The following is a 26,996-nucleotide window of genomic DNA, read 5'->3' as shown; positions in this document are numbered from 1 at the left end:
CCATGAGTCGGGCAACCCAAGATGACGGGTCCGGTGACTTGTCGGAACGGGATGTCCCGTCATACCGGAAATATTTATTCATTCAAACCAGACATCAAAAAAAATGGAATTCAAGTCATTGACAAACATTGAGAGCAGCTTCAAGCGCATCCGCCTGATGTTGGCGGTCTTTGCCTGCTGCTGTGCGCTCGTTACCGGATATGCGCTGTGGAGCTCATACCGCTTTGCCGAGAAGCAACGCGAGAAAATCTATGTGCTTGACGGGGGTAAATCGCTGATGATGGCCCTTTCGCAGGACCTCTCACAGAACAGGCCTGCCGAGGCGCGGGAACATGTAAGGCGCTTTCACGAACTGTTTTTCTCGCTCTCACCCCAGAAGGATGCCATCGAGCACAATATCAACCGTGCCCTGCAACTGGCAGACAAGAGTGCCTATCACTACTATGTGGATTTTGCCGAAAGAGGGTATTACAACCGCCTGATTTCAGGCAACATCAACCAGGTGGTGCATGTGGACAGCGTGGTGTGCGACTTTGCCGCCTACCCTTACAAGGTGCGGACATATGCCCGGCAGCTGATTATCCGTGAAAGCAACGTGACCGAGCGCAGCCTCGTAACTTCCTGCTCGCTTCAAAACACAGGACGTTCGGATGACAATCCCAACGGATTCATTATCGAGCAGTTTACCGTGCTGGAGAATAAGGACATAAGAAGTGCGGAACGATGAGGGGAAAACGCGGATTCTTCGGCCATGCGGACAGCCGGGTACGGCTGTTCTGCCGGCGGCTGACAGGAAAGCAGCGCATCCTTCTGGCAGGCACGGCCTCGTTCCTGCTTGCTGCCTCCTGCCTGTACTCGATTCTCTCCTGTGTATCCCGTTTCGGGGAGCCGGGCCAAAGACCGGCAATGGGACATATCCGTTCCGTCGTGTTCCGGCCGGAAAGAACAAGAAACATTCATTCAAACATCCATAAACATGAAAATGGACTTTCAGAAAATCAGGGAATGGCTCGGAGTGTCAAATGACAAGCCGCTGACTCCCGAAGAGAAGCGCCGGCGCGCAAAGTATATTGTCTATCCGTTTTTCTGCCTGCTGTGCATGGGGTTCCTCCTGCTGGTATTCAGCCCGTCGGAAAAGGAGAAGGCGGAAATGGAAAAAGGCAGGGGTTTCAACGTGGAGATGCCTTCACCGGAAGATTCGGAAATGGAGGGCAACAAGGTAAGCGCCTACGAGCAGGAAGCACTGGCAAAAAAGGAAAAATGGCGCAGGGGAACCTTCCAGGAAATGTCCGAACTGCTCAACAAGGACGGTCAGGATACTGCCGGTCTTACCGCAGGAAAAGCAAACATGGAACTTCCGCCGGAACCGGAAAAGGGGAAAGCCCCCGGCTCCATCCGTTCCTCTGCAGAAGCCTACCGGAATATGAACCGTTCGCTGGGCACTGTATATACCCGGAATGAAAATCAGCCAAACGCCGATCTGCTCCGCCGTATTGAGGATCTGGAAAAAGAAAGGAAGCCGGCGGAAGAACAGGCGGAAGGCCAGACCCTGGAAGAAAAGATGGCTCTGCTGGAAAAGTCCTACGAGCTGGCTGCCCGCTACAACGGGAAAGAGCTGGATGCTTCCTCTACGACCAATGCCCCAAACAGCCGGAAAGAACGGACGGCTGTCCGGCCTGTAAAACGGGTACAGAACCGGATGGTGTCATCACTGGCCCAGCCTGCAGGCAATGAAGACATTGCTTCCGGATATGCAGGCGAGAGAAATACCGGCTTCCACACCCCGGTAGGCAAAATGCCATCTTCCGGCAGGAATACCATCGCCGCCTGTGTGCATGGCACGCAGACCGTATCTGACGGACAGGCACTGCGTATCCGCCTGCTTGAGCCGATGGCAGTGGACGATCTCCTTATCCCAAAAGGTACGGTACTGGTCGGCGGCACACGTGTCGAGGGGGAACGGATGGGAATCCTGATCGAGACAGTGGAGTACAGGGGCACGCTGTTTCCGGTGGAACTCGAAGTGTATGACGCTGACGGGCAGCAGGGAATCCTTGTACCGAACTCGATGGAGTATGATGCCGCACGTGAGATTGCCGCCGGCATGGGCACCTCTATAGGAAGCAGCATCAATATCTCAACGGATGCCGGAGCGCAGATTGCCTCGGATGTGGGCAAGGGGGTGATACGGGGTGTGTCACAATATGTGGGCAAGAAGATGCGCACGGTGAAAATCACCCTGAAGGCCGGGCATCGGCTGTTGCTGCATTCTCCTGAAAAATGAAGGAGGAAAGGAAATCAACCATTTATTCACCAATCAACCAAGAAACACACATGAAGAAGATTCTGATGATGCTTGCCCTGATTGCGGGCACAGTGGCTGCATACGCGCAGCAGAGCAACGGGGATTATTATGAAGGACTGAGCCGCAAGATCGGATTCAGCCGGATGATTCCCCCGCACGGTCTGGAAATCACATATGACAAGACCGTACATATTATTTTTCCCTCTCCCGTGAGATATGTGGACCTGGGTTCGCCCAATCTGATAGCGGGCAAGGCGGACGGTGCGGAAAATGTGATCCGTGTGAAGGCAACCCGGAAACATTTCCGGAGCGAGACAAACATGAGCGTAATTACCGAAGACGGCAACTTCTATACATTCAACGTCAAGTATGCCGACGAGCCTTTGCTGCTGAATGTGGAAATGTGCGACTTCATCCATGACGGAGAGGCCGTGAACCGTCCGAACAATGCGATGGAAATCTACTTGCAGGAACTCGCCGGGGAGTCTCCCCGTCTGGTACGGCTGATCATGAAATCCGTGTATGAACAGAACAAACGCAAGGTCAAGCACATCGGCTGCAAACGGTTCGGAGTGCAATATCTGCTTAAAGGACTTTATGCGCACGGCGAACTGATCTATTTCCATACCGAAGTGAAGAACGCCACGAACGTGCCTTTCGACGTGGACTTCGTGACCTTCAAGATCGTGGACAAGAAAATCATGAAACGTACCGCCATGCAGGAACAGGTCATCTATCCGCTTCGTGCCTTCAACTATGTGACCCGTGTGGACGGGAAGAAGAACGAGCGGACGGTGTTTGCCCTGCCCAAGTTCACCATTCCCGACGACAAGAAGCTGATAGTGGAAATGTATGAGAAGCAAGGCGGCCGGCATCAGTCCTTTGATGTGGAGAATGAGGACCTGGTACGCGCAGAAACCGTCAATGAACTGAAAGTCAGATGAACGCCATGAAAAGAAACTTCCTCTTTATTATCCTCCTGCTTGCCCTCTTTACGGGGCAGGCAGAAGCCCAACGCCGCCTGCCGGGAATGAAAGCCGTCCGCTTCACCACTGAAATGACCGACGGATTTTACAGCCGGGCAAACCGTCACGATGCAGGCTATGCCTTCTCGCTGGCTGTATCCACCTGTACCGGGAACGGAAACCAGTGGATGTTTGGCGGTGAGATGCTGAAACGTAACATCCCTTACCGGAGTACGCATATACCCTTGTCGCAATATACGGGGGAAGGCGGTTATTACCATACGTTTTTTTCCACCCCCGGCAAGTCCTTCTTCCTGAACCTCGGCGCTTCCGCCCTGTTGGGCTATGAGACCGTGAACGAAGGAGACCGGCTGCTGGATGACGGAGCCGTTTTGCAGCAATGCGAGTCTTTCATCTATGGCGGCGCGGTAACGCTGGAAGCGGAAGGCTACCTGTCCGACAGGGTTGTCCTGCTGGTGCGTCTGCGTGAGCGTTTCGTATGGGGCAGTGCCTCGGGGATCTGCCACTTCCAGTATGGAATCGGAGTAAAATACATTTTCTAACCTTAAAAGAATACATACCTATGAAAAGAAAAATCCTTGATTTTATGCTGACAGCCTGCTGTATGGCATTCTCCTTTCTTGGTCTTGTTGCTTGTGACAATGAGCTGGATATCAGACAGGAATACCCGTTTACGGTAGAAACCATGCCGGTAGCGGATGAGATTACCGATGGGGAGACTGTGGAAATCCGGCTGGAAATCAAGCCGGAAGGGAACTTTGCCGGAACCGTCTATACGCTAAGGTATTTCCAGCCGGACGGCAAGGGCAGTCTGAAGATGGAGGACGGAACGGTACTGAAGCCCAATGACCGTTATCTGCTGAACGAATGGAAATTCCGTCTTTACTATACTTCGCAAAGCGGCAAGGAATCCCAGACCATAGACCTCTATCTTGAAGATAATTGGGGGAATCTGCAACAATTGACATATGATTTTAATGGAAAGGATACGGATGAAGAAAATAACAAGGAGGCTGCATGAAAAGAATACCGGCTGTTATGATCTTTCTGTTACTTGTCTTGTACGGCAAGGCGGAAAATCCCCCGTCTGACAAAGATAAGGCGGTAGCCTGCATCAAGCGGTGGGAAGGCTGGCACCGGGGGAAAATGCCTTACATCGGTTACGGACACCGTTATCCTAACCTTGATATTATCCTAACTTTATATTGCAAATGATTGAAATATAGCATATAAATAATTTCATAGTTGTGATATTTTTCTATACCTTTATAGTAGTTGAGCACCAACACTCAACTACTATAATTATGGATACATTTCTATAAAGCATTTGGTAATATTGCCTGTTTTTATTATATTTGCATTTGATTTTAATTAAATAAAGATGAATGTAAGACCTCTTAATCGGCTTAAAGTGGTTCTTGTGGAGAAACAGAGAACAAGCAAATGGCTGGCAGAACAATTGGGCGTATCAACTGTTACAGTAAGTAAATGGTGTACCAATATGCATCAGCCGGACTTACAGACGCTAGCTAAAATTGCCGATTTGCTAGGATGTGAAAAACGAGAACTTATCACAGAATAGATATGCCTAAAAGTAAAATACATAAACGACGCGGGAAATTACCTTCAATAGAGGTGGTTGACCTATTTTGCGGAATAGGCGGACTAAGCTATGGAATGAAGTCAAAAGGTCTCAAGATAAAAGCCGGTTTCGATTTGGATTGGACTTGTTTGTATGCATATGAAACCAATAACGAAGCAAAGTTTATTTTCAAGGACATTAGGACAGTTCAAAAAGAGGACATAATACCCTTCTATTCCAAGAAATCAATAAAAGTTTTGGCTGGTTGCGCTCCTTGTCAGCCTTTTTCGTCATACGCATTTAAAAACAAGAATAAAGATAAAAAAAAATACAACCTTCTTTATGAATTTGGACGTCTTGTTAAAGATGTGCAACCAGACATCGTTACAATGGAGAATGTTCCGGCTATAGCTTCATTTAAACTTCAATCAGTATTAGGAGACTTTGTTAATACACTTGAGGCAGAAGGATATTATGTCTCCTATCATGTGGTTTATTGTCCCGATTATGGCATACCACAGACACGTAGGCGATTAGTATTGCTAGCCTCGAAATTAGGTGAGATTGAATTGATTTCTCCAACACATCAAAAAGATAATTACGTGACTGTTGGCGATGTAATCAGTAACCTTCCCCCTCTTCAAGCTGGTGAAGAATGTCCTACAGACAAGTTGCATCGCTGCCGGGCCTTGTCTGCATTGAATATGAGAAGAATTGAGGCTACGCCATATGGTGGAAGCTGGAGAGATTGGCCAGAGGAACTTATGTTAAATTGCCATAAGAAAGAAGGTGGTAAGAGTTTTGGTAGTGTTTATGGGCGCATGACTTGGGAAGAGCCTGCTCCAACGATGACCACACTTTGTACAGGTATAGGTAACGGGCGTTTCGGACATCCTGTTCAGAACAGGGCTATTTCAGCACGTGAAGCTGCATTGTTCCAGACTTTTCCGATAAAATATAAATTCTTTCCTAATGAGCAAGAAGTATCTTTAGTTAAAGCTTCACGTTATATAGGAAATGCTGTTCCCCCAAAATTAGGCGAGGTAATTGCAGAGAGTATAAAAAAACATATTAGAACCCACAAATAATATGGACGATAATCATAAACTAAAATGGCGATTTGACGTCAGTACATTCCGGTTAATCGGACGCGATTTGATAACAGATCGAGTTACTGCTTTGTTCGAATTGGTAAAAAACTGTTACGATGCAAATGCCCAAAATGTAAATGTCATTTTTGAAAATGTTGGAGCCGGGAAAAAACAGGCAGTTATTCGAGTAGAAGATGACGGATATGGAATGTCGTTTGAAGATATTCGGGACAAATGGATGGTTATTGGAACTTCAAGTAAACGCGCTCGTCCATATTCACCTAAACCCTTCAATAGAAAATGTGTTGGAGAAAAAGGTATAGGACGTTTTGCTGTAGATAAGCTAGGAGATAAGGTTTCCGTTATCACTAAAAAGGAAGGGGAAGAAAAGTGGCTAAAGGTAGATATTGACTGGACTGCTTATTACACTGAAACCGAAAAAGAGGCAGATATTCGTCTATTTACCGATATGGAGAATGTCTATACGTATAATGATGCTGAAAATCCAGATGTATCAGGAACGAAATTGATAATTACTTCCATCAGAGAGCCTTGGACTAAGAAAGAAATTGAGCATTTAATGCGTGAAATTTCAAAAATTGTCTCACCATTTGCAAATTTGAGTTACCCATTCAAAGTGCGAGTAATTGCACCTGAATTTGATATAGACCAAGAGTCTATTAGAACGTTGGATGACTTTAATAATGCGACCATTTCTCTGAGTATAGACTTTGACGAGACTAAAAAGCTTCAGCAAAGTATTTTCTACGATAAGGAAAAGAGTACTTTTAATTATCATCTTATCCCACTTAAACCTTTTGGAGGAATAAGGATGAAGATTTTCTTCTTTGACGAGCCAGCTCGTAGAAACTACCGAAAAGCCTTTCCTAATGACCCTATAGATGGATTTAAGGTCTATCGTGATGGTATCATTGCCACGCCTTTTGCAGAAACTAACGAAATTCAAGATTTGAAACGTGACATTTTAGGAATTGATAAAAGAGTATATCAAGATATATTTAATAGAATAAGCACACGTGAGTTTTTGGGGGTCATTGACATCACCAAAAATGGAAATCCTCAAATAATAGATGCGACCAATCGCCAAGACTTTGTGGACAATGACGAGTATCGAGAGATGAAGAAATTTATCATCACTCAACTTAATGCTCTTCAAGATTACAAGGTGGAAATGCGTCAAGCAAAACGAGACAATGCTCAGGAGGGTCTAAAAGCTGCATCAGATGATATCAATTCTTTAGTAGAAGCCTTTAATGATATAGTCGCCCAAAAACCAGAATTAAAGCTGACTGTAGAACCTCTTATCAAACAAGTACGTAAGACAGGCCGTAGTGTAAAGACTGCTATTAGCGAACAAAAAAAAGCTTTAGAGGATTTTACTCGTAAGGAGAACATCTATATGAGTATTATGTCCCTACAACAGTTTGCAATTAATATCACTCATGCTGTCCGTACCACACTTAACCAAATACGCGATAGGGTGGAGTTCTTCTATAGATATTATCCCGATCCCGAGGAGGAAGATTTATTCATACTCTATTCTAAAGAGATGTATGAACGCTTCAAAGTACTCAACCGTGTGATTAACTATATGCTTAGCTATTCACAATCGAACTTGACTCCTGAGGAAGTTGATTTAAAAAACACGTTCGAGGAAATACTGGGTGAATACGATGATGTCTTCTCACGTGAAGGAATATCCTTACAGACAGATTTTCCCGATAAGCTGGTTCTGAACGCGAACCGACAATTTTTTAGGGATATTCTGCAGAACCTAATAGACAATTCCGTGAAAGCAATGGCTAAGTCAGAACAGAAAGTGATTCGTTGCTCTTACGAGGTTCAAAACGATATGTTGGAGATCCTTGTTTCAGACACAGGCATAGGTATTCCCCAAGAAGACAATGAACAAATCTTTGCTTTGTACTATACAACAACCGAGTTGCAAGGAGGTGCTGGCGTTGGATTGTATATTGTAAAAACTCGTGTTCAGTCTCTTGGAGGCTCTGTAGCCGTCGTTGACAGTGAATTTGGCGAGATAGGGACGACAATAAAAATAACAATACCTTTTAAAAAGTAAACAATTATGGATTTTAAAATAGTTTTTATTGACGACAACATGTCGGAGAAAGAGCCGTTTGTTCAGAATATAAGAAAGCATTACAAAGATGCCGATTGTAACCATGTTTTCCAAAATCCAGATAAAGGACTGGAATTCGTTTTGGAGAATTTGAATAGCAAAATGCTAGTATTCATTGACTGGAATTTCAGCGGTCACCACAAAAAGGGCATTGACTTGTTGAAGGAGATCCGTAAAAAGACGTCCTTGCTTTATATTGTGATAATGTCGGCTAACCAGTTAAGGACTGATATTCCTTTGGATTCCATCATTGAAATGATGAACGAGGAGAATTTCTTCTATTTGGACAGGAGTAATGATGATTTTGAATCCGTCATCTCCATCATTGACAGAGTTCGTTCTCAGTGGAGCACAAAATTTGATTGCGTCCTTGAACAATGGCTTCTCCGTCATCCAGAGGATAACGATAGAGAAGCTTTTAGTGAAGTCTCTACAGGCACAACATTCACTTGGGCTGACATCCTTGTTGAGTTGAGACAACAAACACCCATAGGTAAATCTTTTGAGCAAAAACTTAATGAATATTATATCTATCAATTAAATCGTTCTAAAAAATAAATATGGATAAGGTATTGATAGCATATAATAATGATTCTACTACCATACTTCATGACTTCTTAGAATCATGTGCGGACGAGGCGAAGCAAATCTGTGCTGATAATGGCATTGAATACTCTTCTGTTTACCCTCCAAATTTGAGTGAACAGAATGTTATTGGTGCCATGCCTGAACACCAGTTTTGTTTTTTTGCTGGTCATGGTGATGCCAATGGAATTTACAATGAGGATGAAGACGCTGTTGTCTCAATACATACAACCAACTACAATTTCAAGAACAAAGGTCTTTATAGTATTGCTTGTTCTTGCGCTCAAAAGCTTCATCCACATTTAAAGGCTCATGATTTACGATTTTTTGTCGGTTATAACAACACGTTTAATGTAAGAGGTGAACATGAACCTTTTATAAATAGTGCCATAGCAGGTTTAAAAAGTTTTTTGAATGGAGATACGTTAAAAGTTGCGAAAGAAAAAATGATTACTACATATGACACTCAAATAGCTGCATTGGATATAACTGATCCGATGGCTGCTGTTGAATTGGTGCACAATAAAGAGGCTTTAGTTTTTGACGGCAATGATGATTTATTGTTTTCCGACTTACAATAAGTATGTAAACGAATTATTATATAAAAATATATTAATACGTTAATTATTAAATATATAATTACATGGAGCTTGCATTGTATTTGATAGAATGAAACATACTCTTCACTCTATTTTATTCCTCTATTCTTTTATGCGACTGAAGTATAAGGCTTCAGTCGCATATTTGACAAATTATTGTTACACTTAAATTATTTCTTTAGCCCTACATATTCCAAAAGAGATTGTCCTTTGGGAAGTTTCTTCCATTTCTTTTCAAGTTTTAGAGTTGATTTACTTTCCAAAGTGGCCAAAGCCTTATTCTTTTGTTCAACAGAAACAAAGATATACCGCATAGTGGTTCTTATATCCGCGTGTCCCATTAGCCTTTGTATAGCAATAATATTCAGTCCTTGTTCTAGCCAATGACTGGCACGTGCATGTCTAAGACTATGGCAATGAAGATTGCGGGGTACACATTTGTCTATCTCATTTGCTTTAGCCGCATACATCTTCAAACGTTTGTTGATGGCCTCCTGGGATATTTTTTTCTTCTCTCCATTATAAAAGGAATAGAATAAATAACTATGAGAAGCAAAATCATTGTTATGGAATACCTCTATATACCGTAAAAGAATTTTAGTCACATCCTTCAATATGGGAGGCGTCCTGCATTTATACCCTTTGCCTATAATCGTCAAATAATTCGGATTAGGATACTCATGAAGATGTAAATCACATATTTTAACGGATAGAATCTCGTCTATGCGTGCGCCTATGCTATATATAAGATAAAAGATTGCCAAGTCTCTTTTTCCTGTTCGAGTATCTGTTCTAATGGTACTAAAAAGGGATTTGATAGCCTTTTGTGTAATTTCCTCATGAATCACTTTAACCGTACGCATAGGCTTTATTTCTTTTGAAGATATATATACGGCATTAAATCTTATATCTTTTATGCTTAAAAATTTAATGAAGCTTTTTACACCAGACAAACGGTCATTGCATGTTGAATTACTGCACTTTCGGGTTTTCTTTAACCATAGTAACCAGTCATTAAGATTGCTTTTGGAATAAGATTCTGCCGAAAGAGTGTTGGGAGTGACTTTTTTTTCTTCTTGTAAGAACTGCATATATTGCGATAAAGCCGTAAAATAAGAACGTTGTGTATGGCTACTACATCCTCTTGCGATAGGAAGATAACTTGTAAACCATTCATTTACGGCTTGGGATATAACGATTGATTCAGATTTAAGTTTCATCATTGTAAAAATCTTCAAGATTAGGTAAAATGTCATGTAGATAAGAACCAGAAAGTGTCTCCAACATATCAGGAAACATTGGTGCCAATTGATAGTAATAGCAAGTACTTTGCAGAGTTTTATGCCCCATGCTGCGTCCCAGAACGAGAAGTTTATCAAACCATTCTGTGCCATCATAATTCCAACTGTTTATATTTTTGACTGCATAATTGGAACGAAAATCGTATGGACGAGCGTCCGTCTTTGATATTCTTCGCCATATTTCACTGAATGCATATCCTTGCCATTTTATATCGTGATACTTGCCATCCGAAGTAGGAAAAAATACTTTTCTCTTCGGTAATAACTTTTCTACAGCATGGTCGTATCGCTTGAGAAGTTCCCAAATTGAAAGGTGTAGGGCTACTCTATGTTGTGCCCATCCTTTGGTATGCCTGATATTAATTATGCCATTTTTAAGATCAACGTCTTCACAGTCAAGTAAACGTGCTTCATTGGTACGCATACCTGTACTAAGCAGTAGTCTGAAGAATACAGGTATTTGCATACTTCTCAGCTTAAAATCGAAATCTGAGATATTAACAGGCTTGCGAAGCAATATGGTCGCATTAAAAAAATTGGCAAGTTCGTCTTCTGTGAAAATATGGGGTATGCGTGGTTTGTTTCCACCTCTCGGCAAAGAAGGGGGAACGCTCACTTTAGTCCAATGATGCCTGATTGCATACCTCAAAAATTGAGATACGGGAAGCACTCTTGTATTTCTTGATTTACATTTCTCAAAAGGTCTTCTGTCACACCAGGAATTAACGATATCTTCGGTCAGTTCTTTAGCTTCAGGATGAACTCGGGCACAAAAGTTATTGAAACGGATGAGATTCTTATGCGTAGTGTCACATATCCTTGGAGCAAGTGTTTTCAAGTAGAGAATATATTTTTCAAGCATTTCAGAAACAACAGAATTCTGAATGGGCATTTCTGTCATAGGTATTCCCTTTCTTTGTTTCCTTACTTCGGGTAATAACAATGGTAAAGGTATATTCGTATATCGTTGTTTGTTAGAGTATGCAATAAAATTCCGTAATTCCGCAATTCGATGGTTGGCAGAGTTAATGCTTTCGGTTGGATGCTTTATGCACCATTCATCTATCAAGTCCTTTGATAAATAATTGCATCCTCTTTTTGCGCAAAAAGAAATGAATGTCTTTAAGCGGCTAAATCTGTAAGACTTCCCATCGTTTCTTAATTCGTTCCGGTATTTTCGATAAAGGAACTCAAGCTTAATTAAGTCAATCATACGTCAAACACCTCCTCTCTGACAGGATATTTCGAAATGTCAATGCCGCATTCACGTAAATGTACAATATCAGCATCTATGTATGGATTGAGCGACTCCGGAGAAATATGTCCCATTATTTCGCTGATATAACGAGGAGTAACTCCATTTCTTAAAAGTTTGGTGGCCAGATAACGACGAAAAAGCCTGATTCCATTTTGGCACTCTCCTTTTCTAATCCCAAGTTTATTAAAGAAACGTCGGGCAATTTTCCCAATAACACCCGGGCTTATCGGTTTTTCCGGATCATACAGGTGCGTGAATAATCTCTGAATATTCACTTCTTTCGGCCTTTCCTTTTTTAGGTATTCCATTACTACATTTCCTACAACAGCTCTTAATGGAAGAACTAACTTCTGATGTGTTTTGGACTGTTCAAGAGTGATAAGATCACGCTCGAAATCAATAGTGTCGACTGTCATTTTTGCGATGTCACTACCACGCAGACCTGTATACATGGCAATAGAAATGACAGCTTTATCACGAAGTGTGAGATTGGAATTGTCATTTTCCAATGTAGAAGCTATTATAGCAGTCTCATCATCAGACAAGATTGCAAAATTCTTTCGTATATTTTTCAATGGAGGCATTATATCGCAAAGGTATTTACATTCTTTTTGGCAAAGTAGCCCTTTAGAAGAACGTAGTACTCTTATAATACTTTTTTGGCAAGTATATCCCCGAAGTTGTCTTCCTCTATCATAAAAATAAGAAAGAATTAAAGGCTCTGTTACATCTGCCAAGGTATATGCGCCTTTGCTTTGCATATAAGCGAAAAATGCAGCCGCATAATTAGATTCCACTATTATTGAACTTGATGCTTTCCCTGTTTGCAGTGATACCTCTTTGTAATGCTCTATTATGGTTTTGAATAGACCTTCTAATTGATTCATTGAACTTTTTTGTTGTAGAGTAGGTATAAAGGCAAAGCGATTAGGCAAATGACCATATTCATCAAATGCCTCAATCCTTCGTATAGAGAGCCGATAATACTTTGAGCGTTCATCGCCTTTACTTATACCTTTTCTTTTTAGAAGCTTTTCATAAAAATCGCCATAAGACGCATAGTTACCTTCTTGTTCAAAAAGTTCTTTAAGTCTCACTTGAACTCCACCAATAGAGACCTTTCCATATCCCTGCTGTTTCATATAATCAAGCAAAACGGGATACTCTTGTTTTAATTTTCTTATATCCATAATTACGGTAGTTGAGCGTAAGTGCTCAACTACCGTAAAAGGTATAGAAAAATATCACAACTATGAAATTATTTATATGCTATATTTCAATCATTTGCAATGTAAAGTTAGGATAATATCAAGGTTAGGATAACGGTGTTTATCCGAATTTTCGGATAAACACCGCCTGCTTCCCCACGAGACGCTGACCGAGAACCTGAGTGAGGCACAGGCAGACTCACTTTTGAGATGCGACCTTGAACGGTGTTTGAAGGTATTCCGAAAATATGGGAAAGACTCGCTCCTTTTAAGTCTGTTAGGCTTTAATGTAGGCTGTTACCGTCTGATCGGCAACGGCAAGATACCTAAAAGCAAACTGATTCAGAAACTGGACAGCGGCAACCGGGATATTTACAGGGAATATGTATCGTTCCGCTGTTATCGGGGGAAAGTCATTCCAAGCATAGAGAGAAGAAGAAAAGAGGAGTTTGAACTGTTCTATATACCGTAGATTGCTTACTGATAAAGGTTTGGTTGTTACGAGACAACCGAACCTTTTTTATTTGTCCGGCATGTTACATCCTGAACAGGTGTTGTATTTTAATGTAACCGAAAGACATAAAATGTGTTATTGAGCATATGGTGCATAAAAAATGCTCTGTGAACATTGTCTTTCTTGATTTTTTGCTAAGTTTGAGATGTAATGTCAAATGCATAAAACAAGTCGTCATGAATTCAGAAATAATATTGGAAATAAATGGCTACAAATGCAATCTACTAAAGTATAAATACTGTTTTTCCCGTAATATAGACCGTGAAGGAAGACCTGTAACAGGAGTGTTAGGAGGAAACATATATATAGAAATGGAATCTAATGGCAGCAATTGTATTTTGGATATGATGCTTGTTGATACGGACCGGCAGCGTCCCGCTTTCTTTTCTCATGTAGAACATTTTCCGGTTTGGGGGAAGATACTGCATAGCATAGATGACATGATGTTTCGTGAACTTGCTTTTGATGAAGCGTATCTTTATTATCATGAGGAGAGTATGAGTGCGGAGGGAAACGCTCCTATGATTACTCGTTTCCTCATATCTCCAACAAGACTGGATATCAATAGAACCATTCGACTGGATAGAAGGATGGATACGACAGACGGATTCTGGTGGGAGGAATATAAAGAGGATGAATTTGTTAAAACTGTTAGAATATGTGATAATACCCCACTCATTATTGATGCTTTTTGGATTGATAAATCAGGAAATAAATGTAGAGAATTTCCTATTGGTCAGTCTGTGAAACTACATATACAGCTTGCAGAGTTTACAGCAGGAGATTATTTAAAATTTGATTTTAAAGATGAAGCAGGTGAAGGAGTACACCACGCTTCTGTTTCCGGAACTGTAGATAAAGATGGTTTTGTAATTATAGAAAACTTTGAATTAAAGAAAAAATAACTATTATGGTACGTATTAAGATAACTTCTAAACAAACTAATGGTAGTGCTATAATTAATGCAGAGAAGAAAATTATAGTCTTTTTCATAGGTGGTGCAGGGGATAAAAATAGTTACTATGGTTATGGTCCTACGAAATTAGTAAAAAATAGTATTTTACATGTTTTTAAAGGAAGAATAGCAGCATATAGTTTAATATCACCCCATATCGAATATTTAGGCTATGAAGAGATAAGGGGCGAGGATGATATAAAAAAGAATGTGATAGATAAAATAGCAAGTAAAGATATTCCTATTTATATAGTAGGTCATAGTTTAGGGGGATGGAATTCTGCTCATTTATGTAAACATCTTGTTAATAATGGGTATAACATTAGGATGCTTGTTACATTAGATCCTGTGGGAGAAGGGGTAATTGTATATGTAGGTTCTGATATTTATAAAGAACCGGAAGCAAATCCAGGTGCTAAAATTTGGATTAATATCTCATGTAATCCAATTTATGAAGACCAATCAGATAAAGTTGCTGATTTTGGAGAACGTTGGTTTCCCAAGAACGGACCAACGATATATTATGAAAGTAAATGTTCTCATGCAGAAGTCCTTAGGATGTTTATGGAGAATATATTACAAGATAAGTCAGCATTAGATTTATTAATAGAGGACATTGTTAAATAAATGATATGGGCATTTTATATCTTATATTTAGCCTTTTGATTGTTAGTATTACTTCTATTTGTATTATTGGGTATGTAGTCAAAACAAGAAAATATCATTTCTTATGGATTATTGTTGCTTTGATAGTTTTATTGTATTCAGCAAATGGACTTTACAACTATTATCGAACATGTCAAATACCAAGTATTACCCTACTTTCATTTAGGCAAGTTAATGCCGATGAGATTCATAGCATAATACCATATAACAAAAATTATCCAGTATATGTATTAGAATTTAATTCAGACAAAAAATTGGAAGATTTTTCTCGTGCTCCAAAAATAGCTTTTTTATCTCCTTTTATAGAAAGAAAAGACTATCAGTCTATTTTAGAAATAGGAAAAGATTCTGTTTTTGAGAGTATTTATATATATCCAAGTAAAAAAACTAATAGATATGATTATATTGCTTTATTCCAAAATGATAATGAATCCATAGAGAGGCTACAACATTATAATACACTTTATTTTAGGCTATTTTTTCTTGGTTATTTAGCCCCTATTTATGGTACACTATCTGTTCCTGTTCCAATGTTTGATACACACAGCCGAGATTCAGACCAATTGTTTTTAGACAAATATATAATCCAATAATTGCTTAATGCCGAGTGAATTGTATATATTTAATAACAATAAATAGTATTATATACACTAATAATATTGTAGAGGATTTGTATGATGATTAATTGGGTAAACTTTTTGGAATATGGAGGTGATTAGAAAGATTAGCAATCAAAATGTATAGAAAACACTTAAAATTATTTGATATTTGCGAATATTTTATCAGATTCGTTTAAAATAATACACCATAATTTTAATTATATCCATCTATGAGCCAATACAATAATATTTTTATAAGCAGAGAAGATTTTCTGGATTATAAAACAAAAGGAATTCCGTATACCGGATTTGTAATAGGAGAAGGGTATGCTTATGTGCAATATCAGGATTATTACGAGGATACAGATGGAACAGTCATAGATATGAATGACAATATATTGCCATACCAAATATGCATACCTAACATTGTTCAAATCCAATGCATTGATACCTCAAAGGAAATGATAAAAAAAAGCCTCAGAGGGCTATTTAGCAAAAATGGATGCGCAAGATATGTAGTGTGTGAAGGAGATACCTTAGTATATATTGCAGAAATGTTTGATGTTACCGTTGAAGAATTAAAAAGATGGAATGACCTGTCAAGTGAGTATTCTATATCCACAGGACAAAGGTTATTAATAATTGACATAACGGAAAGAAGGATTATAGATATACCAAGACAGGTTTACCATGGTGAAATAAAAGAATTGAGGGGATTGGCAGCTTTTGAAATGGATATAAACTCTCCTTCTTCAAACATTCTAGGAGAAGGGCTAAGGTTATTCACAAAATTCTTTTATGATGGGGTTAATGCCCCTGTAATTTGGATTACAGGACATACACTTGGCGGTTTTTCTCAAACACCACAAGAAAGGGCACAAGCATTCATGGACTTTGCGCCCACAGCATTCATTGGAGGAACACTAAGAATTTTAGGACCTTGCAGTAAAATAAATAGTGGTCTTAATGGTTATAATGCTTATGTCAAATCTTCAATGTATAAACAAAATCTTTATAAGCCAAAAGGACAAGGATGGCAAAAAGAGGCTGGAAAAATGTTTCAACAGGCTAAACAACGTTTCAAAATGAGTGAAGAAGGTGTATCATTTATTGACATGATAGAAACTTTCAACTTTTGGAATGACACCTCGGAAGAACATTTTAATTGGTATAAAACTTCAACAGATACATTAAACAACAAAAACAATAAGTAATAATGAGTGCACCTGGTATATATTATCACGTTGGGAAATTCTTAGTTTGGATTTGGCATAATCATACACAGAAAAAAAAGATAAAATATGAAGATATTATATTTCAATATCCAATAAAACTATTCTGGATAGTTGGCATTATTGCAGGAATATTATTTATCATAATAGGATATGCGTTATTCAGACTGACAAAAGATCTCTAAGAGCAACGGAAAACTATAAATGGCAGTTTATTTCTAAAACGAACCATAGAATGAATATTCAAAAGACAATAATAATGATTGATATTGTAGGACTGGAAAGTATAGGCAAATATATTATTTGGCTATGGAGTAAATATGTAAAACGAAAACATATACCTTATATGGACCTTGAGTTTCATTATCCCAACTATCTCTTTATAGTACTGGGAAGTATTGTATGTGCCATTATATTGTGTAGATACTAATTGAAAATTGCGCCAATATTCCAGTTGAAAATTGCGCCACCATAGGATAAGTATAATGACCTTTGTATAATCCAAATGCAAAGGTAAAATGAAGACTATGGTAGAAAGACAATCAATAATACACATGTATAGAGTATGCGGTTATAGCAAACGGCGTATCTCTCGTGAACTTCATGTCAGCCGTCATACCGTTGACAATATTCTTTCAAAGTACGAATCAGCCATCCGCACGGACAATCCAGAAGAGGCTTTGAGTGATTTGCTTACCATCCAGCCCAGGTATGACAGTTCCAGACGCCGTCCTCGCCGGCTCACACAAGAGATTAAGGATAAGATAGGATTTTGCCTGAAGAAGAATGCCGTTAAGATAGCTACCGGACTTCGCAAACAGCGCATGTTGAAAAAGGATATCCACCAGTTTCTGTTATCTCAAGGATACACCATCAGTTACGCCACAGTATGCAGTTATATAAAAAATATAGAGTCATACAAAGAGAAGAAAAAGAGCGAAGCCTTTATCCGGTTGTTCTATGAGCCTGGATGCATTGCCGAGTTTGACTGGGGTGAAGTTCTTCTTTTTATTGACGGCGTCAAAACCAAGTTTTATCTGGCCGTATTCACTTTCGGGCATAGCAATGGCAGATACGCCTATCTTTTCAGGCATCAGAATACGCTTGCCTTCATGGAATCCCACCGTAACTTTTTCAGGGATATACATGGTGTCCCCGCCATGATGGTCTATGACAATATGCGTGTAGCCGTCAAGAGCTTTGTCGGTGGTGATAAGAAACCTACAGAAGCTTTGATGAAGATGTCCGGTTTCTATTGTTTTGAGTACCGTTTCTGTAATGTACGGGCCGGATGGGAGAAAGGACATGTGGAGCGCAGCGTGGAATATGTCAGAAGGAAAGCTTTCTGCCTGACAGACCATTTTGGTGATATACATTCTGCCCAGGAGCATTTAAACCGGGTATGTATGCAGGTCAACAACGAGCAAGGCAGTCTTTCAACAGCGGAGAAAACATCACGTCTGGAAGCTGACCTGTCATCGCTGAAGCCTTTTCCCGGTAATCTGGGCTGTTTTGAGGTCTATGAGTACATTGTGGATAAATGGTCAACTATCAGCATGAAAAATGTTCATTATTCCGTACCTGATTCTCTTGTGGGAGAAAAAGTACATGTCAAGGTTTATAGTGAAAAAATCGTCATCCTGCACGGGAAGGAGAAAGTGGCCTCTCATCAACGCAGTTATTGCGGTGGAGACTGGTGCATCAAGCTGGAGCACTATTTGCGTACACTTTCCCGTAAACCGGGGGCATTGCCCCACTCTGTGGTTTGGCAAAGAGCACCGGAAGAACTGAGAAGGCTGTATGACATCCATTTCAAGGAGGACAACAGGACGTTTGTTCTGTTGCTGGACTATGCCCGAAAAAATGGATTTTCCGGAACGGACATTGTCACGGCATGCAAGGAGCTGACCGGACGTGGTGTCAGAAAGATATCTCCGGACCAGGTAAAGGCCATGCTGCATGGTAGCGTACAGGGAGAGACAGAAGAAACCATGGAACCGCCTGTTCTCCCGGCACAACAGGAGAATATAGAAAGAGAAGCTGTGGATATGCTTGAAGGCATCACGGCGCTCATGACAGGATACAATGAAGTGCATGATATAATACCAACCATTTAAGTTTATAATATATGAAATCAGAAAAAGAAACCATTTATGACTATGCTGCAGAACTGAAGCTTCTGGCCTTTAAAGAGGAACTGGAATGCACCCTTTCATTGGCAGCTGAAGAAAACTGGAACCATCTGCAGTTCTTGACGGAATTGCTTGGAAAGGAAAGCGCCAGGAGAAGGGAGTGTAGAAGAAGATCAAGGATAAGATCTGCGGGATTTCCACAAATGAAGTATCTGCATGAGCTTGTTATGGAAGACATGCCCAAAGAGGCACAGGTAATATTACCTGAATTGGAGACACTGGACTTCATCAGACAGGGAAGAAACCTGGTCCTGTATGGAAATCCGGGAACGGGAAAGACGCATATTGCTACGGCTTTAGGAATAAAGGCCTGCCAACAGGACTTTACCGTATTGTTTACTTCAGTGCCGGTCCTGCTTACCCAGATAAGGGAGGCTAAATCAGCAAAGACACTGAGGACGCTACAATTAAGGTTTGAAAAATACGATCTGGTCATCTGTGATGAGTTCGGATATGTCAGTTGTGACAAGGAAGGAGGAGAACTGCTTTTTAACCACCTGTCGTTAAGAGCCGGAAAAAAGGCTACAATCATTACTACTAATTTGGCTTTTAACAGATGGAATGAAATCATAAAGGACAAGGTGCTTGTGGCGGCAATGGTTGACAGGCTTACACATAAAGCTTATCTGGTTAATATGACCGGACTGTCTTATAGGCTTAAGGAAACACAAAAAATGAGACAAGATAAATGAATATTTTAAACTTATAGTAATTTTGTAACAAGTTATGGATGGAGCTCTTTTCAATTAGAATACAGCGCACTTTTCAATTAGTATCTACAATATTGGGCATAGCAATTGCCTATTTTTCAATTAAATAAGGAAAAGACCCCAATTGCCATATTAGATGCAGATTCCCAAAGCGAGCAGAATCAAGAACCGGGAAGTGGCTAAAACGGAAACGCCACAGGTATGATGTGATATACATCACCTTGTGACGTTTCTGTTTTAAGATGTATTTGTCTGCTGTTCTTACTTTTGCAGCAAGTATTCCCCTATTGAATGATACCGGTCTTTGATTGTGGCATTTTCATTGAATCCATTCAGACAATGGAGCAAGGCTTTCTCCAAAGTGGTGTATCTGCGGTTAAAACATTGCGGATTGTCCAGGCAATAGGCATTCAAGGCATATCTGTATGGGGCATATTCAGAATTATCCTCTTTGGTGATTTTCACATGCCAAGGAAAGTGTATCCGCAGGGTGAATGAGCGTGTTTCCCCTTTTGTAGTCCGTTCCTCTTCCTCCAGCATTTTTTTCACGAGAGACCTGTCCAGCAACGGATATCCATATTCCCTGTAATGTTTGATATGGCAGCAATACTCCGTTGCGTATTGCTTCAATTCTTCCGGTCTTATACCATAGTGCTCCCCATAGAAAAGCAGCACTTCCCTGCCTGTTACGATAACGGGCTTTCCGTCCGCTTCATGTTTAAATACCTGCCGTTCCATCTTTTCCCTGTCTGTCAGCAAGGCAAAACCGAAACATTCCGTAAGGGTGAAACTTTCCCTGCCGGGAACGGACAGCCCAATAAGCCTTTCCAATGTGTGGCAGTAAAAGAAAATACCGTCATCGGCCATACCGGTGTCCGGTGAAAGCATAATTCTTACATCCTTGACCTGACCGCTGTCCCTTTGGACAATCCGGCAATTCGCGTAATGTGGCTCACAAGCATTCTCTTTCTTGAACCTGTGGTATTTCTCCAAAATTTCGTTCCGGATTTCCTCCTTGTCGGTCAGGGCAACTCCCAATCCGCAGTTTTCGCACCACCCGTAATAAAAAGCTTCGTCCGTGAAGTGGTCGAACCCTTTTGTGTTGGGGTTTACCATTGCCTCACACCTGACATTGGCCGATCCGCATCTGCTGCACACTATATTATTTCCCATTGTTCTTCTGCTTTACGGGCGACTCACGGCCGCCCTTGTCATACAATTCGGTTGTTATTCTCTTAATTTATCTTTACCCGGTTCATCAGCTGTCCCGAAATTTCATGCAGTTCCCGGCAGCGTTCCGGCTGCTGTTCCCTTGCAAAGGCGGTGATTCCCTGTGTCAGTTTCCATAGCGTGGCCCCACCTGTAACTCCGTCGTCAGGATTGTTGTTCATCAGCAGTTTCTCGACCTCACGTCCTTCGTTTTTCAACAAGGCTCCTTTCTGCACCAGATTCTTCAGTTCCTTGTCGAAATCCACGTCTATCTCCGATGCTCCTTGAATTTCGATGGCCTTCTGCATGATGGTGTCTTTGCTGTACAGTCCTTTGGTCAGGTCGGAAACAGCCGATACGGTGGTCTGCGTGTCCAGTTCGTAGGTCTTTTGGGAGAGGGACAGGGATTCCGGCAGTCGGCCTCCAAGGTGTATCTGCCGCATGACGGACTCCCTGACCATCCCGTTCAGGCACGCCCCGTTGAGCAGGAACGACCGCATATCGACCGATCCGTTGCCATAGTCGGATGTGGAGAAGCGTGCTCCTGCGAAGATGATGACCGTTCCGTTCTTACGGGTGGGTATCTCTATCGGAGTGGGCAGGATTGTCTCACACCATACTTTCGTGTCGTTCATATAGGCATCGGACACGACCGCTCCCTGTCCTCCCGCCTCACGGATGAAAGCGGTCAGGATATCCACCGAGTTCAGCCGACGGTAGGAGTCCGACAATACGCCCCGGACTTCCATTCCTACCGCCCGTATCAGTACCCGTGTACGCTCGGTCCATCCCGAATGCTCGTTCAGGATGGTGGCGCACAACTGTTTCTGCCAAACATCCCCGGCGGAAAGCTCGCGCAGGTATTTGGCGGGAATGCCCATCTTCTCCGAAATCTGGCTTATGGCGTTGCCGTGCAGGTTGAAGTTCCCTTCGGGCATTGCCATCTGTACCCTTCCTTCCGCTTTGAAAGAGATAACGGGGCGTTCCTTGCTACGTTGGCTTACCCCGATGGGAGCGATGAAATCCTGCGCGATCCGTCCCTCACTGAGCAGACGGTTGATGGTGTCCATGACACCGCCTTGCCTGCCTTCTATCATCCGCTGTACCTTGTTAATGACTACCTGGTTGAGGCCCTGCTGTTTCTGTACCGATGCAGTTGCCGGCATTACTGTTGTTTCCATAATACTATGTTTTTAATGTTGATGAATCAGAATTTATTCTTAGAACTTGTCTTGGTTGTTTTAGCATGTCCCATGTATGTTTCTTCTGACAAACGGATATAATCCTCTTCGCTATATCCGGTCAGCCCGAACAGTTCATAATATCCGGGGAAAGTTTTTTTTCCCGCTTCCGGTATATGCATGCTGGTTCCCTTGTGGCAGCAGATGATATGCCGGACAAAGCGGTAACACTTGCAAAGATCAGCCACGACGGTATATTCGTTGTCCGTATGAGGTTCGTAATATCCACAGGAAAGATTGATGCAGGATACTTCCAGACCATTTCTTTTCAAAGCCGCCACATCTGTATTCAGTCCCTGTGCCGGCTTGTAGCCGTACTTCCGGACATCTATAGCTGAAATGAACTCGTTGGAGCAGAGCTTCATCCCATTGATTTGTGTTACCATATCTCCGTTCCCTTTCCGGTCACACTGAATCACGAACCGGCAATCGGAAAAGAAGGACATATCGGCATGGCTGCTGCCTATGCATCCCACCTCCTCCTGTACGAAGAAGGCGCATTTCACCGTCTTGCAATCCTCAAGGCATTTCAGGCAGATCCAGATGCCGTTCTTGTCATCCGCACCGATTCCGGTCATCCGTTTACGCTTGTGATCATAGCCGACAATCATCGAGTCCGCCACAAGATGGGCTGCATAAGAGCCTGTCTTGCGCCGGTGTACCTCGTCCATGTGCGCCACGACACAGGGGTAGCTTTCCCGGTTGCCTTTGACCGCATAGATGTTTCCGTACCTGTCTTGCCGGAAAGGAATCTCCATCCTTTTGAGTTCCTCTATGATGAATTTAGCCATCTTCCCCTCTCTGCCAGAGGGGGAAGAAATGCCGTAAAGAGCCATTAGTTTTTCCATGATAATGATATTTTAGGAAATGAACAATTTTTCGATTTGCAGGTATCGTCTGAATTCCGGTACGGGACGCCCTTTACGAAAGAGGAAAGACGGATATTTCTTTCCTTTATATTCCACTGATAATCCTTTCAGGACTTTCCCAAATACGGTAGATACATAGTACATATCCTGACAGTTCTTGCAGAATGCCGCATCCGGGAAGGTATGTATCTTCCCACATTTGGGACATACATATTTTTTCCTGTTTGCACACCCTTCCGTGCTCCGGCAGGTGGCTATGCTCGTGTCGCCCTCCGTATTTCTCAGTTCCAGGTTACCGTCCGTCAGATGGAGGCTGTAGAACGTGTCGAGGTAAGGCACCCCTTTCTTGTGCCACCTGCAGGCGGGCACTTTCACCGTCAAAGAAACCTGTATATTATCTCCGGCCGCCCATTCCTGCCCCTCAATGGGATTCAGTACGGTGAAATCCGTTGTATGTGTATAATCGTTGTATCTGCGTCGCAACAGGATGCCTGCCTCCTGCGCCTGCTTGCGGATCAGTTCGACGACGAATGCGTGTGAGGAATAGATACGATCCAGCAGGGAGGCGGCAATCGGTGTGTTTATTGATTTCCACAATGTTATCTCGTTCCATACAATGGCCCGTCCGACCACATTGCTGCTGTCATCCTTTGCCACGAGTATTTTGGCTCCTGCGAAATTGGCATAGAAATCCGCTGCATTACGGGCCTTGTCTTCATATCTCATACAGGAGTTGTGCAGGCTGGATTCGCTACCGTCAGATATGGGACTATAGTTGCTTTCCAGATAAGCCTCCATAAAATCGTTCATACTGTCATGCAGTCTGATTGTGACCTTGCTGTCCAGCGAGATGGCGCTGCAGAAATAGTTGATTTCATCGGGCTGGTACGGTCCCAGATTTTTGAACAGCTCGATAAACGTGGACGGTTCCAGATCTGTCCGGTTCTCCGGAAACCAGGGTGCCTGCGGATTGTTCCGGTCCGGGAAATTGGGATGGGCCAAGTCTTTGTTGCATGCCGTGAACACGATCCGGATTTTCTTGAACGTGCCGGTTTCCGTCCGTTTGCGTTTGGTGGAGAAAAAATTGTAGGACCCCCGTATGACTTCTTCCACCGGTACATTCTTTTTTACTTCCGAAAGGATATCTTTGGCTATTACACTTCCGTTTTCCGCCGCATGGGTCAGGCGGGATTTCAATTCGTTGCTAACATTCAGTTTCATAATCATTCGGTTTATTGTTTATAAATTCTGTTGTTTATATGGCAATTGTTTCTTGCCAGGCTGCATTTGGCGCAATTTCTCTTTCCGCTTTCTGAGCAGGTCAACGGACATGTTCCTGCTTGTCCGATATTCCTCCTCACTCATCCGGCGAATGGAGGGAATGCCCGTCTGGGTCAGCGTATGGTTTACCATCCAGCCGTCCATGAAGTTTTCGGGGCAGAGGCTGTCATGGTGGATGACCTCACCTATGCAGCCATGTACGAGCATGTTGCAAACGGTCATCAGGCAACAGGTACGGCTGACATCCTCTGCAACCAGATAATTACCCAGGTGGCGTACATGATATGCCAGCAGCAGCCTTCCGCTTCCGCATGTCGGGTCACAGATACGTTTTCCTATCGCTGTCTCCCCCGAATCGGTACATAAAACCATCAGGTCGCAGATATCCGGCGGAGTGAAGAACTGTCCGTTCACCTGCCGACCGCTTTTGGAGGATATTGCCATGAAGAGGTCACCGAACGCATCAAACCATCCGCCGGATTGCAATTCCCGCTGCATGAGCCGTATCCATCCGGTAAGCATTTCCATAAAATGCCTGTTCTGCTGCCGTTTGTATTTCCAGTCCATAAGGGGCGGTGCGCCGGGAGAGAACCCGTGAATGACATAACGCAGGAAATCGTTGAAAACGGATATCGGATCGTAGCCGTTCGAATAGGCGAAATCACAGACCATTTTCTCAAGCGGACGTATCGCCTGCGGTGTGTTGTATGGTGCCATATTACTCTGATTTTTTATAGATTGTTACTATATGTCTTTTATGGTCAGTCTGTATCCTGACGGGAGAAATGCCAAGGAAAGAGAGATGGGTGTCCGCTTTCAGCATGTTCCATTCCCATGTGGGAAGTTCCTTCCATTCCATACGGTATGCCCAGAGTATGAACAGACCGGGACGGAATCCGTTGAAAAGCTTTCCGTGCAGAATCCCGACCAGCCGTTCCAGTTCTTCCCGCGAGTAAAGGGTGAATGCCTCATTCCGATAGACAAAGGCATCAGCCGGTTCAATATCCGGCTGACACTCGATGAGGTATCTCGTCCATTCTTTTGTGGTGTACTTTCCGTACAGAGGATCGGGTTCCGTGTATTTCCATGCCCTGACGAATGTGTGGAAGAGGACGGCACCGTTCCTGTGCCTTCCGGTATGCCCCCACATCCGGAACTGTTTGCTGCGTATGCCATCGGGAATCAGCAATTCCGGATCGGTTGTAACCCAAGGGCCTCCTTCCGTATTGTAACCGGTACACTTTTCATTTTCATGGCAAAAAGGTGTTTGTGGGAGAAGGCAGATATGAACTTCCCGGTCATCGCCCCTTTCAATGTGTGCCTGCGGATAATAGTCACCGCCACGGGTGATATAAGTGACAACGTCTCCTGCAGTCGGTAAACCGACTCTTTCCCTGTCCTCCCGCATCCTTGAAATCAGCCGGTTCACCTTCTCCACATCACATTCCTTTATGGAGCAGGCACACCCTTCATGCCTGTTGAGCAGAGTCAGACTTTCCAGGTCATAAAAATTACCGTACTTCATATTGAGATCGTTTTTGTTGATACAATTTGACCTGACGAGTAACCATGTCGCAGAACTTCTGTCCGTTCTTCTTCTCGCTTCTGAAATAGGCAATCATGTCCCAGAGATTCCGATTGAAGTAGCCGGTCCATTTTTCGTAATAGTGACTTCCATAGACCTTTCCGAACGTTTCCTCGAAAAGTGCAGGAGTCAGCCCTTCATCCCCGTGGTGGTTGTATTGCCACAGGGAGACAAGCAGCAGCTGGTTATAATCCAGTGTTTCCATATCTGTTCTTTTTTAAGTAAAACATCGGCCTACATGGGTAGGCATTTTTATTTCTTGATGTCTTTCCAGTCTGTTTTCCGGGGATTGCGGCAAGGCTTGGCGAAAGAAAATACCGCAGCGAAGCGAGGATGATTTTCTTTCAGCCAACCCAGCCCCTGAAAGGGGCCGCCTTGCACAATCAGCCCGGAAAACGGCTATCTTTACAGCAAGAAATGAAAAAGCAGACCTCGGATTCTCTGTTCTGAAGTCTGCTTTTCGGTCATTGTCAAGTTTCATGTTTTTCAGGTATGTATCTGCCATCCGTGGAACGGCTGCAATGTTACGGCAAATGATTTGTCCGGTATTCCGTGATAGAGCAGACCTCCTATGATACCTATTCTTCCATCAGCATAATGCTGGGTAAAGCCGAACGAGTATGGGGCATGGTCATAGTAGAGTGAAATCTCACTGGGATAGTCAGGATTCCCTTCCCAACTCTTCAACCGTTCCAAGCACTTTTGAAGTGAGGTGTCACCAATGGATTCGGCATAGCGCTTTACGTTCTCGAAATGTTCTTCATTCAGGATTTTCATAACTTTGGTGTTTTATCTGTTAAACAATGAAAAAGCGAACTCCGGCTTTTCAGCACTGGAGTCCGCTTTTCGGTCATACTTGAATTCCAT

Annotated in this window: 28 protein-coding genes and 2 pseudogenes; 19 read left to right on the top strand and 11 right to left on the bottom strand. The window is 42.5% G+C overall.

The window, feature by feature from the left end; all coding sequences use genetic code 11:
• Window positions 1-103 precede the first annotated feature (103 nt).
• From traK to NQ546_RS15980, 12 genes and pseudogenes are all read left to right on the top strand, one after another.
• Complete coding sequence (gene traK, locus NQ546_RS16035; RefSeq protein ID WP_004288760.1) at window positions 104-727, top strand: conjugative transposon protein TraK; 624 nt, start codon at window positions 104-106, stop codon at window positions 725-727.
• The gene (locus tag NQ546_RS16030; RefSeq protein WP_004288761.1) at window positions 724-1,026 is read left to right on the top strand and encodes a hypothetical protein; all 303 of its coding nucleotides are present in this window, start codon (window positions 724-726) and stop codon (window positions 1,024-1,026) included. The genes traK and NQ546_RS16030 overlap by 4 nt, the downstream gene beginning before the upstream one ends.
• On the top strand, window positions 977-2,284 hold the full coding sequence (gene traM / locus NQ546_RS16025) for a conjugative transposon protein TraM (protein WP_004288762.1): 1,308 nt from the start codon (window positions 977-979) through the stop codon (window positions 2,282-2,284). The genes NQ546_RS16030 and traM overlap by 50 nt, the downstream gene beginning before the upstream one ends.
• 50 nt (window positions 2,285-2,334) lie before the next feature.
• Complete coding sequence (gene traN / locus NQ546_RS16020) at window positions 2,335-3,249, top strand: conjugative transposon protein TraN (RefSeq protein WP_039952952.1); 915 nt, start codon at window positions 2,335-2,337, stop codon at window positions 3,247-3,249.
• Window positions 3,246-3,833 (top strand): conjugal transfer protein TraO, encoded by a 588-nt coding sequence (locus NQ546_RS16015; protein WP_004288764.1) that lies wholly within the window; start codon window positions 3,246-3,248, stop codon window positions 3,831-3,833. Before traN ends, NQ546_RS16015 begins: the two co-directional genes overlap by 4 nt.
• A 20-nt stretch (window positions 3,834-3,853) precedes the next feature.
• A complete protein-coding gene (locus NQ546_RS16010; protein ID WP_004288765.1) occupies window positions 3,854-4,312 on the top strand; it encodes a DUF3872 domain-containing protein in 459 nt (152 codons plus the stop codon).
• Window positions 4,309-4,464, top strand: a pseudogene (locus NQ546_RS16005) (glycoside hydrolase family protein); the annotation flags it as partial. The gene NQ546_RS16010 and the pseudogene NQ546_RS16005, both read left to right, overlap by 4 nt.
• 208 nt (window positions 4,465-4,672) lie before the next feature.
• Window positions 4,673-4,873 carry a helix-turn-helix transcriptional regulator gene (locus NQ546_RS16000; RefSeq protein ID WP_004288767.1) on the top strand — a complete coding sequence of 67 codons (201 nt, stop codon included), beginning with the start codon at window positions 4,673-4,675 and terminating at the stop codon, window positions 4,871-4,873.
• A gap of 2 nt (window positions 4,874-4,875) precedes the next feature.
• A complete protein-coding gene (locus NQ546_RS15995; RefSeq protein ID WP_004288768.1) occupies window positions 4,876-5,961 on the top strand; it encodes a DNA cytosine methyltransferase in 1,086 nt (361 codons plus the stop codon).
• 1 nt (window position 5,962) lies between these two features.
• Window positions 5,963-8,065 (top strand): sensor histidine kinase, encoded by a 2,103-nt coding sequence (locus NQ546_RS15990; protein ID WP_004288769.1) that lies wholly within the window; start codon window positions 5,963-5,965, stop codon window positions 8,063-8,065.
• A 6-nt stretch (window positions 8,066-8,071) separates the two neighbouring features.
• On the top strand, window positions 8,072-8,683 hold the full coding sequence (locus NQ546_RS15985) for a response regulator (RefSeq protein ID WP_004288770.1): 612 nt from the start codon (window positions 8,072-8,074) through the stop codon (window positions 8,681-8,683).
• Between the two features lie 2 nt (window positions 8,684-8,685).
• A complete protein-coding gene (locus NQ546_RS15980) occupies window positions 8,686-9,291 on the top strand; it encodes a hypothetical protein (RefSeq protein WP_004288771.1) in 606 nt (201 codons plus the stop codon).
• 188 nt (window positions 9,292-9,479) lie between these two features.
• On the opposite strand, the gene NQ546_RS15975 is transcribed toward NQ546_RS15980, so the two are convergent.
• The 3 genes from NQ546_RS15975 to NQ546_RS15965 are packed head-to-tail and all read right to left on the bottom strand — an operon-like array spanning window position 9,480 to window position 13,058.
• Window positions 9,480-10,532, bottom strand: coding sequence for a tyrosine-type recombinase/integrase (locus NQ546_RS15975; RefSeq protein ID WP_004288772.1), 1,053 nt, complete (start codon window positions 10,530-10,532; stop codon window positions 9,480-9,482).
• Entirely contained in the window at window positions 10,519-11,823 is a 1,305-nt protein-coding gene (locus NQ546_RS15970) for a tyrosine-type recombinase/integrase (protein ID WP_004288773.1), read from the bottom strand. Before NQ546_RS15970 ends, NQ546_RS15975 begins: the two co-directional genes overlap by 14 nt.
• Entirely contained in the window at window positions 11,820-13,058 is a 1,239-nt protein-coding gene (locus NQ546_RS15965; RefSeq protein WP_004288774.1) for a tyrosine-type recombinase/integrase, read from the bottom strand. The genes NQ546_RS15970 and NQ546_RS15965 overlap by 4 nt, the downstream gene beginning before the upstream one ends.
• 160 nt (window positions 13,059-13,218) lie before the next feature.
• Here NQ546_RS15965 and NQ546_RS15960 point away from each other — a divergent pair.
• From NQ546_RS15960 to istB, 7 genes and pseudogenes are all read left to right on the top strand, one after another.
• Window positions 13,219-13,548, top strand: a pseudogene (locus NQ546_RS15960) (glycoside hydrolase family protein); the annotation flags it as partial.
• Window positions 13,549-13,766: 218 nt separating this feature from the next.
• Entirely contained in the window at window positions 13,767-14,495 is a 729-nt protein-coding gene (gene tssD, locus NQ546_RS15955; RefSeq protein ID WP_115615990.1) for a type VI secretion system tube protein TssD, read from the top strand.
• Between the two features lie 5 nt (window positions 14,496-14,500).
• A complete protein-coding gene (locus NQ546_RS15950; RefSeq protein WP_004288778.1) occupies window positions 14,501-15,172 on the top strand; it encodes an alpha/beta hydrolase in 672 nt (223 codons plus the stop codon).
• A 5-nt stretch (window positions 15,173-15,177) separates the two neighbouring features.
• Window positions 15,178-15,804 (top strand): hypothetical protein, encoded by a 627-nt coding sequence (locus NQ546_RS15945; RefSeq protein ID WP_004288779.1) that lies wholly within the window; start codon window positions 15,178-15,180, stop codon window positions 15,802-15,804.
• A 236-nt stretch (window positions 15,805-16,040) separates the two neighbouring features.
• A complete protein-coding gene (locus NQ546_RS15940) occupies window positions 16,041-17,024 on the top strand; it encodes a LysM peptidoglycan-binding domain-containing protein (RefSeq protein WP_004288780.1) in 984 nt (327 codons plus the stop codon).
• A 536-nt stretch (window positions 17,025-17,560) separates the two neighbouring features.
• Entirely contained in the window at window positions 17,561-19,159 is a 1,599-nt protein-coding gene (istA, locus tag NQ546_RS15935; protein WP_004288783.1) for an IS21 family transposase, read from the top strand.
• An 11-nt stretch (window positions 19,160-19,170) separates the two neighbouring features.
• Window positions 19,171-19,926 carry an IS21-like element helper ATPase IstB gene (gene istB, locus NQ546_RS15930; RefSeq protein WP_004288784.1) on the top strand — a complete coding sequence of 252 codons (756 nt, stop codon included), beginning with the start codon at window positions 19,171-19,173 and terminating at the stop codon, window positions 19,924-19,926.
• Between the two features lie 279 nt (window positions 19,927-20,205).
• Here istB and NQ546_RS15925 read toward each other — a convergent pair whose 3' ends face one another.
• The 8 genes from NQ546_RS15925 to NQ546_RS15890 form a co-directional block, all read right to left on the bottom strand.
• A complete protein-coding gene (locus NQ546_RS15925) occupies window positions 20,206-21,060 on the bottom strand; it encodes a hypothetical protein (protein ID WP_004288786.1) in 855 nt (284 codons plus the stop codon).
• 119 nt (window positions 21,061-21,179) lie between these two features.
• Window positions 21,180-22,334 carry a hypothetical protein gene (locus NQ546_RS15920; protein WP_004288787.1) on the bottom strand — a complete coding sequence of 385 codons (1,155 nt, stop codon included), beginning with the start codon at window positions 22,332-22,334 and terminating at the stop codon, window positions 21,180-21,182.
• 26 nt (window positions 22,335-22,360) lie between these two features.
• A complete protein-coding gene (locus tag NQ546_RS15915) occupies window positions 22,361-23,242 on the bottom strand; it encodes a hypothetical protein (RefSeq protein WP_004288788.1) in 882 nt (293 codons plus the stop codon).
• A 12-nt stretch (window positions 23,243-23,254) separates the two neighbouring features.
• Window positions 23,255-24,490, bottom strand: coding sequence for a hypothetical protein (locus NQ546_RS15910; RefSeq protein WP_004288789.1), 1,236 nt, complete (start codon window positions 24,488-24,490; stop codon window positions 23,255-23,257).
• A gap of 12 nt (window positions 24,491-24,502) precedes the next feature.
• Window positions 24,503-25,261, bottom strand: coding sequence for an N-6 DNA methylase (locus tag NQ546_RS15905; RefSeq protein ID WP_004288790.1), 759 nt, complete (start codon window positions 25,259-25,261; stop codon window positions 24,503-24,505).
• Between the two features lies 1 nt (window position 25,262).
• Window positions 25,263-26,069, bottom strand: a complete 807-nt coding sequence (locus tag NQ546_RS15900; protein WP_004288791.1) for a DUF4121 family protein — start codon at window positions 26,067-26,069, stop codon at window positions 25,263-25,265.
• On the bottom strand, window positions 26,056-26,334 hold the full coding sequence (locus tag NQ546_RS15895) for a hypothetical protein (RefSeq protein ID WP_039952961.1): 279 nt from the start codon (window positions 26,332-26,334) through the stop codon (window positions 26,056-26,058). The genes NQ546_RS15900 and NQ546_RS15895 overlap by 14 nt, the downstream gene beginning before the upstream one ends.
• A gap of 281 nt (window positions 26,335-26,615) precedes the next feature.
• Window positions 26,616-26,906 (bottom strand): DUF4120 family protein, encoded by a 291-nt coding sequence (locus NQ546_RS15890; RefSeq protein ID WP_004288793.1) that lies wholly within the window; start codon window positions 26,904-26,906, stop codon window positions 26,616-26,618.
• Window positions 26,907-26,996: the final 90 nt, after the last annotated feature.

Origin of the sequence: Bacteroides eggerthii, from assembly GCF_025146565.1 — a bacterium.
Lineage (GTDB): Bacteria > Bacteroidota > Bacteroidia > Bacteroidales > Bacteroidaceae > Bacteroides > Bacteroides eggerthii.
This window is presented reverse-complemented; position numbering and strand designations above follow the sequence as displayed.